Here is a 13,238-nt window from a genome sequence, read left to right as displayed (position 1 = left end):
ACAAACAATTACTGAGCGGTAGCTTTCTCCTCGGTGGCCTCCGACCGCCGGTTCCACGCGCGCGGCGCCCGCCAGTGGAAGCGCATCGCGAGCAGTCGCAGCACGAACGCGGTCACCACCGCCAGTCCGCTCGTCACCGCGTTCAGGGCGTCGAAACGGATGCACAGGACGACCATCGTCGCGCCCACGATCGCGGGCACCGCGTACAGGTCACGGTCCCAGCGCAGCAGCGACGGAACCTCGTTGGCCAGCACGTCGCGCAGTACACCGCCGCCGACCGCCGTGGCCAGCCCGAGCGCCGCCGAGAACGTGAGGCCGAGACCGTACTCGTACGCCTTGGTCGTGCCGGTCACGCAGAACAGCCCGAGTCCCGCCGCGTCGAAGACGTTGACGCCGGCCTGGATGCGCTCCACGTGCGGATGGAGGAAGAAGACGATGACCGTGGCCACCAGGGGCATCAGGAAGTACCCCAGGTCGGTGAAGGCCGCCGGCGGCACGGCCCCGATGATCAGGTCACGCAGCAGCCCTCCGCCCAGCGCCGTGACCTCGGCGAGCACGGCGATGCCGAACACGTCGAAGTTCTTGCGTACGGCGAGCAGCGCCCCGGAGATCGCGAAGACGAAGATCCCGACGAGGTCGAGCGCATGCTGGACGGAGGGCGTGAACAGTTCTTGGAACACCGGACGATTGTGCCGCCTCCGGCGGTCCCGCCCGTCAGTCGGACGCGGTGGCCCCCTTGGCTGCGGTCTCGGCGGGCGTGGCCGCATCGTCCTCCGCGGGCTGTTCCGGGACCGGCACCGTGTCGGCGGGTGCCTTGCCCGCGGAGTCCTGCGCCTCTGCGCCGTCCGTGGCGGCGGGCGCGGCACCGGGCTCCGCGGCGTCCGGCTCGTCGCGCGGCTCCGCGACCACCGGCTCTGCGGCGTCCGCTGCTTCCGCGGCGTCCGGCTCGTCGCGCGGCTCCGCGACCACCGGCTCGGTACCGGCCGGCTCGTCGGACGCGTCGCCGCCGGCAGCGGCGACGGCACCTGACGTCGTCACCGGCTTCTCCGCCTCCGCCGCCTCCTCCGACTCCGACTCCGACTCCGGCGCACCGGCCCCCCCTGAGGCCACCGCGTCGGGGCCCTCGGCGGCGACCGACTCGGTGGCCACGACCGCCTCGATGCCGGTCGCCCGGGTCTGCGCGACCGTTCCCTCCTCGATCTCCTTCGCGAAGTGGCAGGCCACCTTGTGCCCGTCGCCCAGGTCCGTCAGCTTCGGCCGGTCCGTGGCGCACAGCGTGTCCTGCGCCCACGGGCACCGCGTGTGGAAGCGGCAGCCGGCCGGCGGGTTGGCGGGCGAGGGCAGGTCGCCGTGGAGCAGGATCCGCTCCCGCCGGTCCTCGACCTCCGGGTCCGGCACCGGCACCGCGGACATCAGCGCCTTGGTGTACGGGTGCTTGGGTCCCGCGTAGAGGGCGTCGCTCGGCGCCTCCTCCACCAGGCCGCCCAGGTACATGACCCCGATGACGTCCGAGATGTGCCGGACGACGGCGAGGTCGTGGGCGATGACGAGGTACGTCAGCCCGAGCGACTCCTGCAGCTCCTCCAGGAGGTTGATGACCTGAGCCTGGATGGAGACGTCCAGCGCGGACACCGGCTCGTCGCAGATGATCAGGTCCGGTTCGAGGACGAGCGCGCGCGCGATGCCGATGCGCTGGCGCTGCCCGCCGGAGAACTCGTGCGGGTAACGGGACAGCGCGTTCGCCGGGAGACCGACCTTGGCCAGGATCTCCTTGATCTTCTCGCGGCGCTCCTTCTGGTCCTTGCCGATCCCGTGCGCGGCCATGCCCTCGCTCAGGATCGACTCGATGTTCTGCCGCGGGTTGAGGCTGCCGAGCGGGTCCTGGAAGACCATCTGCAGCCGGCGGCGGAAGCCGCGCATCTCCTCGTTCGGCAGCTTCGCCAGATCCGTGCCGTCGAAGACGACCTCGCCGCCGGTGATGTCCACCAGCCGCAGGACCGCCCTGCCCAGAGTCGTCTTGCCGCAGCCCGACTCGCCCACAAGGCCGTACGTCTGCCCCGCCTCGACCTTGAGCGAGACACCGTCGACGGCGTACACATGGCCCACGGTGCGGTCGAAGAAGATGCCCTTCCTGACCGGGAAATGGACCTTCACATCGTCGAGTTCGAGCAAGCTCATGCCGAGACCTCCGCCTTGGGCTTGGGAAGGACCGGGTTGACGCAGCGCACCTGGTGGCCGGCCGCGCGTGGTTCGGTCAGTTCTGGTGTGCCGGTCAGGCACTCCATCGTGTAGAAGTCGCAACGGGGTGCGAAGGCACAGCCGTCGGCCCAGGCGATCTTGTCGTTGATGGATCCGCGGATCGGGTTGAGCGGCTCGCCGCGCGGCGCGTCGAGCCGCGGGATGGAGCCGAGCAGACCGTGTGCGTACGGGTGGGTGGGGTGCGCGAACAGCTCGCGGCGGCCCGCCGACTCCACCGCCCGGCCCGCGTACAGCACATTGACCTGGTCGCACAGGCCGGCGACGACACCCAGGTCGTGGGTGATCATCAGCAGGGCGGTGCCCTCCTGGTCGACCAGTTCCTTGAGCAGTTCGAGGATCTGGGCCTGGATGGTCACGTCCAGCGCGGTCGTCGGCTCGTCGGCGATGAGCAGCCGGGGCGCACAGGCCACCGCCATGGCGATGAGCGCGCGCTGGCGCATGCCTCCGGAGAGCTGGTGCGGGTACTCCTTCAGCCGCCGGTTCGGATCGGGGATGCCGACCCTGTCCAGCAGGTGGGCGGCCTCCTTGCGGGCGGCCTCCCCCTTCAGTCCGCGGTGGCGCCGGAGGATCTCGGTGACCTGGACGCCGATGGGGACGACCGGGTTCAGCGAGGACAGCGGGTCCTGGAAGATCATGGCGAGCCGGCTGCCGCGCATGTCCCGCAGCTTGCGCGGGCTCATGGTGAGCAGGTTCTCGCCGTCGAAGTCGGCACGTCCGCCGATCTTCACGCCCTTGGCCGGCAGCAGACCCATCAGGGCGAGCGAGGTCACGGACTTGCCGCAGCCCGACTCGCCGACCAGTCCCACCACCTGGCCCTGGTCGACGTCGAAGGAGACGCCGTCGACCGCCGTGGACTCCTTGCGGCCGCGGCCGCCGAAGGTGACGCTGAGTTCGTCAACAGTAAGCAGTGGCATGGGACTTCAGCCTCGCAGCTTCGGGTCGAGGGCTTCGCGCATGGCCTCGCCGAGCAGGGTGAAGCCAAGGGCGGTGATGATGATGCCGACCGCCGGATAGACCGCCATCATCGGCTCGTTGTCGAAGAACCGCTGTGCCTGCGAGAGCATGACGCCCCACTCCGGGATCGCCGGGTCGGGGTTGCCGAGGCCCAGGTAGGACAGGGCGGCCGCCTCGATGATCGCGGTGGCGAGGCTGAGCGTCGCCTGGACGATGACCGGACTCAGCGAGTTCGGCAGGATCTGGGTGAGAACGATCCGCTTCCGGCGTACGCCGAGCGCCTTCGCCGCCAGCACGTAGTCGGCGCCGCCCTGGGCGAGCATCGAACCGCGCAGCAGACGGGCGAAGACGGGGATCTGGACGACACCCACGGCGATCATCACGGTCGTCAGGGACTGACCCATCACCGCGGCGATGGACACCGCGAGCAGCAGCGACGGCAGCGACAGCATGATGTCGGTGATGCGCATGATCACCGTGTCGAGCCGCTGGCCGGACCTGCCGCCGAGAGTGGCGGCGGCGCCGGACACCACACCCACGACGGCGCCGACGACCAGTCCGATGAGCATCGAGACGACGCCGACGAGCAGGGTCTGGCGTGCTCCGACGAGCATCCGGGAGAACATGTCGCGGCCGAGGTGGTCCAGGCCGAACCAGTTCTCGCCGCGCATGCCGACGAATTTGCCCTGGTTGGTCAGGACTTCGTCACGCCAGGTCTGTGCCGTGGGGGCGTGCGGGGCGATCCACGGGCCGACGACCGCCAGGACGACGAACGCGGCGATGATGACCACGCCGATGACGGCCATCTTGCTGGACTTCAGGCGCCGCATCGCCTCGCGCCACAGACTGGCGCCCGAGGTCACCTCGGTCTGCTGCATCAACTCGGCGAGCCGGTCGATCCTGTCTGCCTTCTTGGTCATGGTCGTCACGTCAGTGCACCCGCACTCTCGGGTCGATGATGCTGTACGCGAGGTCGACCAGCAGGTTGATGAGGACGTACACCATCGCGATGAAGAGGATGAACCCGACCAGCACCGGGTAGTCCCGGGCGTCGATCGAGGTGCGGATGAAGGAGCCGATGCCGCCGAAGGAGAACACCGACTCGGTCAGCACCGCACCCGACAGCAGGCTGCCGGTCAGCAGACCGACGGCGGTGACCACCGGCAGCATCGCGTTGCGCAGGACGTGCCGGCCGCGCACGACGCGCTTGTCCAGACCCTTGGACTCGGCGGTGCGGATGTAGTCCTCGCCGAGGACCTCGAGAACGCTGGCGCGGGTCATGCGCACGATGACCGCGAGCGGGATGGAGGCGAGCGCCACAGCGGGGAGGACCAGGTGCATGATCGCGTCCCAGCTGGCGTCCAGTTCACCGGTCAGCAGGCCGTCCAGAACCGCGAATCCGGTGACGTCCGTGGCGTCGAGACCCGTCGACAGCCGCCCGTAGCTCGGGAAGATGCCCAGCTCGACGGCGAAGATGCCCTTGAGGAGCAGGGCGAGGAAGAACACCGGGATACAGATGCCGATCAGCGACCCGGAGACGGAGGCGACGTCGAGCCAGCCTCCGCGGCGCTTGGCGGCCAGGTAGCCGAGCGGGATGCCGACGGCCACCGCGATGAGGATCGCGGCGACGCTGAGTTCCACCGTGGCCGGGAAGCGCAGGGTGAATTCCTCCCACACCGGCTGGCCGGTCTGGGTGGAGGTGCCGAGGTCCAGTTCGAAAATGCGCTTGAGGAAGCGCCAGTACTGGACATGGACAGGCTCGTCCAGTCCCAGCGCCCGGTTGATGCGTGCCACTTCGGCTTCGGTCGCCCGCTCGCCCAGGATCGCTGAGGCGGGTCCGCCGGGCAGCCGGTTCAGCCAGAGGAAGAGGAGAACCGACAGGCCGAGCAGGGTGGGAATGAGCTGTAGCAGTCGTCGTATGACAAGTCGCAGCACCCCGCATGCCCCTTTCTAACGTGCGTCGATGCGGGTCCGCCCGGCCACCTGGAGCAGTGGCCGGGCGGACCCGCTGGTGTGCGATTACTTGAAGGAGGTCTCGGCGAAGTTCTCCTGCGTCAGCGGGGAGACGTTCGGCGGGTTGACGTTCTTGCCGAAGGCGATGGCCGGCGGGGAGGACGAGATCGGGATGCCCGGGACGTACTCCATGATGGCCTCGTTGGCCTTCTTGTACGCCTCGGTGCGGCCGGCGGGGTCGGTCACCTTCGAGGCGGCGTTGACCGCGTCGAAGACCTTCTTGTCCTTGAAGCCCCACTGCTTGTCGGGCCCGGCGAACCAGGTGCCGATGAAGTTGTAGCCGTCGTTGAAGTCACCGGTCCAGCCGAGCATGTGCAGGGCGCAGGAGCCCGCCTCGGTGGCGTCCAGGTAGTCCGGGGCCCACTTCATGGCCTTCGGGGTGACGGTGACGCCGGCCTTCTCCAGGTCGGCCTTCATCAGCTCGAACATGTCCTGCGGAGCGGGCATGTACGGGCGGGTGACCTCGGTCGGGTAGCAGAACTCGATCTTGAGGTTCTCCTCGCCCGCCTTCTTGAGGAGCTCCTTGGCCTTGTTGGTGTCGAACGGGTAGGTCTTCACCTTGTCCGAGAAGCCGGCGACCGTGTCGGGCATGAACTGGGACGCGGCCTTGCCGCCCTCGGGCAGCTGGGTCTTGACCAGGTGCTCGCGGTCGATGGCGTGCGTGAGGGCCTGGCGGACCTCGGGCTTCTTCAGCGCCGGGTTCTTCGACTGCGTCATGCCGACGTAGAAGATGTTGAAGACGTCACGGGTCGGGACCTGGTAGCCCTCGCCCTCGAGGGTCTTCACATCGGCCGGGGCGACGAGGTCGTAGCCGTTGATGTCACCGGCCTGGAGGGCCTGGCGACGGCCGTCCTCGGTGTCGATGGTACGGAAGACCAGGTTCTTGATCTTGGCCTTCTCGCCCCAGTAGTCGTCGAAGCGCTCGAGGGAGACTTCCTTGTTGCCCTTGTTCCACTTCACGATCTTGTACGGGCCGGTGCCGGCGACCGTGCCGGCCTCCTGGCTGTACTTGGGGTACGTGATCGCGTCGCCCTTGGCGGTCGCGTCCTGCTTCGCGTACTCCTTGATCGCCTTCGGCGAGTGGATCGCCAGGGCCTGGAGGGAGAAGCCGCCGGGCAGGTTGGCGGAGGGCTCGTTCACCTCGATGACGGCGGTGTTCTCGTCCTTGGCGGTGCAGGACTTGTAGTTCGCCTTCGGGGCCTCGGGGTCCTCGTTCTTGGCGAACCCGCCCATGATGGTCTGCCAGTAGTAGGAGACCGCGCTGGACTGGTACGTGCCCTTCCAGTTGAACCAGTGGTCGTAGTTCGCGCACACGGCGGCGGCGTTGAACGCCTCGCCGTCGTGGAACTTCACGTTCTTCCTCAGGTTGAACGTCCACACGGTGCCGGCCGGGTTGCTGGACCACGTCTCCGCGAGCCCGCCGACGAGCTTGCTGCCACCGGACTCGTGCTCGAGCAGCGCCTCGAAGGCCTGGCGCGTGACGCGGAAGGTCTCACCGTCGCTCGCGAGAGCGGGGTCCAGAGAACCAGGGTCACCGGCGCCGGCGAAGACGAAGGTGTCCTTCGCCGCCTTGCCGCCGTCCTTGTCCCGCTCGCTGGCGCAACCTGTCGCGATCAAGCCGACGGCAACCGCCGCCGTGATCGCCCGGACAGGCCCGGACTTGAATATTCGCATGGGTCCACCCCTGGTTCACCATGTGGAGTCTTGACCGGCCGAACACTACAGACGGGAGACACCTGGGAGAACGGTCCGGATAACGGTGATACCTAGTCGAGACCCGGACACTCAACAAACCCGCCGGATACGGGACATCCCCACGCGGGAGACGAATTTCCCTGGGAACCGGGAGAGTTCGGCAGCGGTCAGCGAGCGCCGACCGGCGGGTATCCGTAACCGCCACCGGCCGGCTGGGCGCCGCCGTGCGCCTCGCGGTCGTAGAAGGGCCGGGCGTTCGCCCGCATCCACATCGTCACCGGGTCGTACTCGTCCGACAGCGCGACCGTGGAGACCGGCAGCCCGTCCGGGACCGCGCCGATCGACTGCTGCATCATCGCCCGTGCCGCGTCGACCGCCTGGGGTCCGGTGTCGTACAGATCGAGCCCGATGGCGAGGTACGCGGCGCCGACGGACGGCTGCACCCAGGCGCGGCGCAGCGAGCGCACGGCCGGCGTGCGGTGCGCGTTCTGTGTGAGCAGCGCGTAGAACTGGGGGATCTCGACGGCCGGGTCCGACAGTCGCAGCGGGCCCGCGGGCATCCGGTCGAGTCCGGTGGCGATGCGGCGCAGGTCCAGCCACGGGATGCCGACGCCGCCGCCCGACGCGTGCGGGTTGAGCCAGATGCCCCAGCGCTCGGGGTACAGGGCACGGGCGATGTCCCGGCCGGTGACGACCTCGTGCGCGCGGCTCCAGCCGGAGACGGCGAGCTCCTGCGCGGAGGTGACGCACGGCGCGTAGCCGACGCCGTCGACCTCCATGTTCCCGTACTGGGCGTCGGGGGAGCCGGGCTGTCCGTGCCACAGCAGCATCAAGATCCGGCCACCGGGGTCGGCGAGGGCGTGCAGCAGTGCCTCGTACGCGTCGTAGCGCCCGGGAGTCACCTGGCGCAGCATGTGCTCGACCTGCCCGGTCGCCGCGGTGCCTGACGCGCTCACCTGGATTCCGCCCCTCTTCGATCCGTACCCGTGCCCGAGTGGTCCGTCCCTGTGTCAGGGGACCTCCGGCCAGGTCATCAAACCAGCTTAAGCGGCCGTCCTGGCGCCGGCTTGACTTCTACGCGTGATGTCGTTGGTAGAAGGGGCGGACACGCTCCAGCATCCAGTCGCCCACCGGGTCCTGCGCGACATCCAGCAGGACGATGTTCACCGGCCAGGGGACCGGGACGCGGGCGAGCGCGCGGCCGAGCGCGTCCATGGGCGCGTTGCGGTCGGCGCCCTCCCAGGAGGAGAGCTGGACGCCCACGAAGAGGGCCGGCGCCTCGCCCTCGACGGAGGCGAGCACCCGGCGGGCGGTGAGCACGACGCCGGCGGCCTCGAACTCGCCGGCCGCGGCGGCGAGGAAGTCGACGGGCTCCTCCTGCCAGTGCGGCTCGAAGAGCCGCACCCTCCCGCCGGACCCGGGACCGTCGAGCGGCGTGCGCCCCGCGCGGCACAACTCGGCGACGGCGGGCGGCGGAAGGGGAGCTCCGACGGCGCCGCCCGGGTTCACGGCGATGCCGAGCTGCGGGGGCAGGCCACGGGCGAACTCACGGGCGGGGGCGACGGTGAACGACATGTGGGAGCCCACGACGGCGAGGAACTGCTGCTCGGAGCTGAAGACGGGGACGTAGGCGGCGCCCTCGATCTCCATGGTGGGCAGGTCGAGACCGACGCTGTCGGGGCCGCCCCCGTTGGGCAGGGGGACCCAGAGGCTGCTGCGGCCGAGCACCTCGACGAGGCGGGCTCCGGCGGAGGGACTGCCGACGGAGGCGGCGAGGGCCTCCTCCAGCTCGTTCCCGGGCCAGCCGCTGTAGGGCATCTCCATGCGCTCGTCTCTTCCTCCCCGGGGCACGCACCCCGGCCGTGCGTGTTCGCGGCGTCGACGATAATCCAGCGCCGCCCGGGCGTGCGGCGCGGGGCCCGGGCGAAGCCCCGACGAGGCGTCTCTCGCCGAGCCGGCCCGGCGAGAGACTCGGTGAGGCGGGCCGCGCGGCGCGGGGGCCCGGGGCGGAGCCCGCCGAGAGCGCCGCGCACCGGACCGGACCGGCGAGTCGCGGGGCAGAGCCCCGCACCCGCACCCCGGCGTCAGTCCGCCGTGAAGCCGAGGACGCGCAGCCTTCCCGCCGCTTCCCGGTCCAGCAGGACCGCCGCCGCGCAGCCCCGCGGCAGACGGCCCGACTCCGCGTCGGCGATCAGGCGGCCCACCGCCCGGCGGTGGCGGGCGAAGGCGTACCCCGACACTCCGCGGCCCCGCTCGCGCTGGCCCTCCCGCGCCACCCGCGGCGGTACGTCCAGCAGGACGAGATGCAGCGACGTCCCGCGCCGCCGCGCCTCCCGCGCCAGCCAGCGCCGCACCCACGCCTGCGTACCGCAGTCGTGCACGACGACGCTCTCGCCCGAGCGCAGGGCTCGCCACAGACCCGCGTAGTGCGCGAGGCGCACGAGGGGCCGGTAGACGGCGTACGGCAGGAAGCGGGGCATGCGCGCGTCCCACCGGTCACGGGTGTCCTGGGAGTCGATCCCGCGCCCGGTCACCGCGCGCTTCATCAGCGTCGTCTTGCCGCTGCCGGGCAGTCCCGAGACGACCACCACGTCACCGGCAGCGAACACCAGGGCGCGCGGACTGCGGCCCGCACGGGCCCGCAGGTCGCGCAGGACGGGCGCGGGCGCCCCGAGCAGACCACCGACGGAGGCGCCCTGCTGGACGGGCATCCCCGCGGCTGTGGCGGCGTATGCGCCGGACCGCTGCAACATCATCACGCTCCCCCAAGTCGGGTCACCCCACCCTTGCCCATGAAGTGTAAAGAATTGGTAATACAGGACAACCGACTTTGCCTCGGTCCGCGCGCCCCACTCCCGCCGCAGGCATGCAATGATGTGCGCGCCAACTGCATACCGGCCGCTTGAATCCGCGCGGGAGAGTCCCTGCCACCTGGTGTGGCGGGCGCCGAAGGAGCAAGTTCCTCCCTTGAATCTCTCAGGCCCCGTACCGCGTGCGATGAGGCAGATCTGAAAAGCGAGCCGTCCGGACGGCTCCACCCAAGGTGCAAGCCACGACCATCCAAACGCGGGGTCGCGGCGAACCTCTCAGGTTCCGATGACAGATGGGGAGGATTGTCCTCGCAGCCATGCCCTGGGAGCCATACCTATGAGCAACGCCCCCCGTCGTACAGCCCTCGATGCCCTGCATCGTTCTCTGGGCGCGACCATGACAGACTTCGCCGGCTGGGACATGCCCCTGCGTTACGCCAGCGAGCGCGACGAGCACAACGCCGTCCGCACGACGGCCGGCCTCTTCGACCTCTCGCACATGGGCGAGATCACCGTCACGGGCCCGCAGGCCGTCGCCCTGCTGGACTACGCGCTCGTCGGCAACATCGGCACGGTGGCTCCCGGCCGTGCCCGCTACACGATGATCTGCCGCGAGGACGGCGGCATCCTCGACGACCTGATCGTCTACCGCCTCGGCGAAACCGAGTACATGGTCGTCGCCAACGCGGGCAACGCCCAGACCGTCCTCGACGCGCTCACCGAGCGTGCGGCCGGTTTCGACGCGCAGGTGCGCGACGACCGTGACGCCTACGCGCTGATCGCGGTCCAGGGCCCGCAGTCCCCCGGCATCCTCGCCTCGCTCACCGACGCCGACCTCGACGGTCTGAAGTACTACGCGGGCCTGCCCGGCACCGTCGCGGGCGTCCCCGCCCTGATCGCCCGTACGGGCTACACCGGCGAGGACGGCTTCGAGCTGTTCGTCGAGCCGCAGTACGCCGAGAAGCTGTGGCAGGCCCTGACCGAGGCGGGCGCCCCGGCCGGGCTCGTCCCCTGCGGCCTGTCCTGCCGCGACACGCTGCGCCTGGAGGCGGGCATGCCGCTGTACGGGCACGAGCTGACCACGGCTCTCACCCCGTTCGACGCGGGCCTCGGCCGGGTCGTGAAGTTCGAGAAGGACGGCGACTTCGTCGGCCGCGCGGCGCTCACGGCGGCCGCCGAGCGTGCCGAGACGGCGCCGCCGCGCAAGCTCGTCGGCCTGATCGCCGAGGGCCGCCGGGTCCCGCGCGCCGGCATGGACGTGGTCGCCGACGGCAAGGTCGTCGGCACGGTCACCTCGGGCGCGCCGAGCCCGACCCTCGGCAAGCCGATCGCCATGGCGTACGTGGACGCCGCCCACGCCGCGCCGGGCACGCCGGGCGTCGGCGTCGACATCCGCGGCACGCACGAGCCGTACGAGGTCGTGGCGCTGCCGTTCTACAAGCGTCAGAAGTGATCGCCCGCACCCTCTCTTCGTTCACCACCACTCCCCCGCGTACAGGAGAATTCAGGTCATGAGCAACCCCCAGCAGCTGCGCTACAGCAAGGAGCACGAGTGGCTGTCGGCCGCCGAGGACGGCGTGTCGACGGTCGGCATCACGGAGCACGCGGCCAACGCGCTCGGCGACGTGGTGTACGTCCAGCTTCCCGAGGTGGGTGACACGGTGACCGCGGGCGAGACCTGCGGCGAGCTGGAGTCCACCAAGTCGGTCAGCGACCTGTACTCGCCGGTCAGCGGTGAGGTCACCGAGACCAACGAGGACGTCGTCAACGACCCGTCGCTGGTGAACTCGGCGCCCTTCGAGGGCGGTTGGCTCTTCAAGGTGCGCGTGGGCGAGGAGCCGAAGGACCTGCTCTCCGCCGACGAGTACACCGATTTCGCGGGCTGACCCCAGACCTTAGGGACCGAGTGATGTCGCTTCTCAACACCCCTCTTCACGAGCTGGACCCGGATGTCGCCGCCGCTGTCGACGCCGAGCTCCACCGCCAGCAGTCCACCCTGGAAATGATCGCGTCGGAGAACTTCGCCCCGGTCGCGGTCATGGAGGCCCAGGGCTCCGTCCTCACCAACAAGTACGCCGAGGGCTACCCCGGCCGCCGCTACTACGGCGGCTGCGAGCACGTCGACGTGGTCGAGCAGATCGCGATCGACCGCATCAAGGAGCTGTTCGGCGCCGAGCACGCCAACGTGCAGCCCCACTCCGGCGCGCAGGCCAACGCCGCCGCCATGTTCGCGCTGCTCAAGCCGGGCGACACGATCATGGGCCTGAACCTGGCCCACGGCGGTCACCTGACCCACGGCATGAAGATCAACTTCTCGGGCAAGCTCTACAACGTCGTCGCCTACCACGTGGACGACGCCACCGGCCAGGTCGACATGGCCGAGGTCGAGCGCCTGGCCAAGGAGTCCAAGCCGAAGCTGATCGTCGCCGGCTGGTCCGCCTACCCCCGCCAGCTGGACTTCGCGGCCTTCCGCCGGATCGCCGACGAGGTCGGCGCCTACCTGATGGTCGACATGGCCCACTTCGCGGGTCTGGTCGCCGCGGGTCTGCACCCGAACCCGGTGCCGCACGCCCACGTCGTGACCACCACCACGCACAAGACCCTCGGCGGTCCGCGCGGCGGTGTGATCCTGTCCACGGCCGAGCTCGCCAAGAAGATCAACTCCGCGGTCTTCCCCGGCCAGCAGGGCGGCCCCCTCGAGCACGTCATCGCCGCCAAGGCCGTGTCCTTCAAGGTCGCCGCGAGCGACGAGTTCAAGGAGCGCCAGCAGCGCACCCTGGAGGGCGCCCGCATCCTCGCCGAGCGCCTGGTCCAGGCCGACGTCACCGAGCACGGCGTCTCCGTCCTGTCCGGCGGCACCGACGTCCACCTCGTCCTGGTCGACCTGCGCAACAGCGAGCTCGACGGGCAGCAGGCCGAGGACCGCCTCCACGAGGTCGGCATCACCGTCAACCGCAACGCCATCCCGAACGACCCGAGGCCCCCGATGGTCACCTCCGGCCTGCGGATCGGCACCCCGGCACTCGCCACCCGCGGCTTCACCGCCGAGGACTTCCGCGAGGTCGCCGACATCATCGCCGAGGCCCTCAAGCCCACCTACGACGCGCAGGCCCTGCGCGCCCGGGTCACGGCCCTCGCCGACAAGCACCCCCTCTACCCCGGACTGTGACGGATCTCCCGTAACGCCCGGAGCAAAACAAATGGGGCACCGCGCACACTGGACAGTGAGTGCGGTGCCCCGCACCACGTACCACCGCATCGCTCTGCACCACCCGGCAGACAACGGCGTCTACCACCCCACAAGGAGTTTTCCGTGGCCCTTTCCGTCTTCGACCTGTTCTCGATCGGCATCGGCCCCTCCAGCTCCCACACGGTGGGCCCGATGCGCGCCGCCCGGATGTTCGCCCGGCGGCTGAAGAACGAGGGCCTGCTGGCCCACACCGCCTCGATACGCGCCGAGCTGTACGGCTCCCTGGGCGCGACCGGACACGGCCACGGCACCCCCAA

Annotated in this window: 13 protein-coding genes and 1 riboswitch; of the genes, 4 read left to right on the top strand and 9 right to left on the bottom strand. The window is 70.1% G+C overall.

Features of this window, described 5'->3' with window-relative positions; all coding sequences use genetic code 11:
- Nucleotides 1–8: 8 nt before the first annotated feature.
- From AB0K02_RS27395 to AB0K02_RS27355, 9 genes are all read right to left on the bottom strand, one after another.
- Nucleotides 9–680: a trimeric intracellular cation channel family protein gene (locus AB0K02_RS27395; protein ID WP_365995198.1), complete on the bottom strand. Its 672-nt coding sequence runs from the start codon at nucleotides 678–680 to the stop codon at nucleotides 9–11.
- Between the two features lie 34 nt (nucleotides 681–714).
- The gene (locus AB0K02_RS27390; protein ID WP_365995197.1) at nucleotides 715–2,178 is read right to left on the bottom strand and encodes an oligopeptide/dipeptide ABC transporter ATP-binding protein; all 1,464 of its coding nucleotides are present in this window, start codon (nucleotides 2,176–2,178) and stop codon (nucleotides 715–717) included.
- Nucleotides 2,175–3,173 (bottom strand): ABC transporter ATP-binding protein, encoded by a 999-nt coding sequence (locus AB0K02_RS27385; protein ID WP_365995196.1) that lies wholly within the window; start codon nucleotides 3,171–3,173, stop codon nucleotides 2,175–2,177. Before AB0K02_RS27385 ends, AB0K02_RS27390 begins: the two co-directional genes overlap by 4 nt.
- Nucleotides 3,174–3,179: 6 nt before the next feature.
- Nucleotides 3,180–4,133 carry an ABC transporter permease gene (locus AB0K02_RS27380; RefSeq protein WP_365995195.1) on the bottom strand — a complete coding sequence of 318 codons (954 nt, stop codon included), beginning with the start codon at nucleotides 4,131–4,133 and terminating at the stop codon, nucleotides 3,180–3,182.
- A gap of 10 nt (nucleotides 4,134–4,143) precedes the next feature.
- Complete coding sequence (locus AB0K02_RS27375; RefSeq protein WP_365995194.1) at nucleotides 4,144–5,148, bottom strand: ABC transporter permease; 1,005 nt, start codon at nucleotides 5,146–5,148, stop codon at nucleotides 4,144–4,146.
- Nucleotides 5,149–5,232: 84 nt separating this feature from the next.
- Complete coding sequence (locus tag AB0K02_RS27370; protein ID WP_365995193.1) at nucleotides 5,233–6,900, bottom strand: ABC transporter substrate-binding protein; 1,668 nt, start codon at nucleotides 6,898–6,900, stop codon at nucleotides 5,233–5,235.
- A gap of 188 nt (nucleotides 6,901–7,088) precedes the next feature.
- Nucleotides 7,089–7,877, bottom strand: a complete 789-nt coding sequence (locus AB0K02_RS27365; RefSeq protein ID WP_365995192.1) for an enhanced serine sensitivity protein SseB C-terminal domain-containing protein — start codon at nucleotides 7,875–7,877, stop codon at nucleotides 7,089–7,091.
- 118 nt (nucleotides 7,878–7,995) lie between these two features.
- Nucleotides 7,996–8,745, bottom strand: coding sequence for an enhanced serine sensitivity protein SseB (locus AB0K02_RS27360; RefSeq protein WP_365995191.1), 750 nt, complete (start codon nucleotides 8,743–8,745; stop codon nucleotides 7,996–7,998).
- A 260-nt stretch (nucleotides 8,746–9,005) separates the two neighbouring features.
- Nucleotides 9,006–9,677 (bottom strand): AAA family ATPase, encoded by a 672-nt coding sequence (locus tag AB0K02_RS27355; RefSeq protein ID WP_365995190.1) that lies wholly within the window; start codon nucleotides 9,675–9,677, stop codon nucleotides 9,006–9,008.
- A gap of 147 nt (nucleotides 9,678–9,824) precedes the next feature.
- A riboswitch (glycine riboswitch) is annotated at nucleotides 9,825–9,922 on the top strand.
- Nucleotides 9,923–10,068: 146 nt separating this feature from the next.
- Here AB0K02_RS27355 and gcvT point away from each other — a divergent pair.
- The 4 genes from gcvT to AB0K02_RS27335 form a co-directional block, all read left to right on the top strand.
- Nucleotides 10,069–11,184, top strand: a complete 1,116-nt coding sequence (gene gcvT, locus AB0K02_RS27350; RefSeq protein WP_365995189.1) for a glycine cleavage system aminomethyltransferase GcvT — start codon at nucleotides 10,069–10,071, stop codon at nucleotides 11,182–11,184.
- Nucleotides 11,185–11,242: 58 nt separating this feature from the next.
- On the top strand, nucleotides 11,243–11,617 hold the full coding sequence (gcvH, locus tag AB0K02_RS27345) for a glycine cleavage system protein GcvH (protein ID WP_365995188.1): 375 nt from the start codon (nucleotides 11,243–11,245) through the stop codon (nucleotides 11,615–11,617).
- A 23-nt stretch (nucleotides 11,618–11,640) separates the two neighbouring features.
- Entirely contained in the window at nucleotides 11,641–12,900 is a 1,260-nt protein-coding gene (glyA, locus tag AB0K02_RS27340; protein ID WP_365995187.1) for a serine hydroxymethyltransferase, read from the top strand.
- Nucleotides 12,901–13,044: 144 nt separating this feature from the next.
- A partial coding sequence (locus AB0K02_RS27335; protein WP_365995186.1) for a serine dehydratase beta chain occupies nucleotides 13,045–13,238 on the top strand: 194 nt, incomplete at its 3' end.

Source organism: Streptomyces sp. NPDC049597, from assembly GCF_040675505.1.
Lineage (GTDB): Bacteria > Actinomycetota > Actinomycetes > Streptomycetales > Streptomycetaceae > Streptomyces.
Note: the sequence above shows the minus strand (reverse complement) of the source record. Positions and strands in the feature narration are given on the sequence as shown.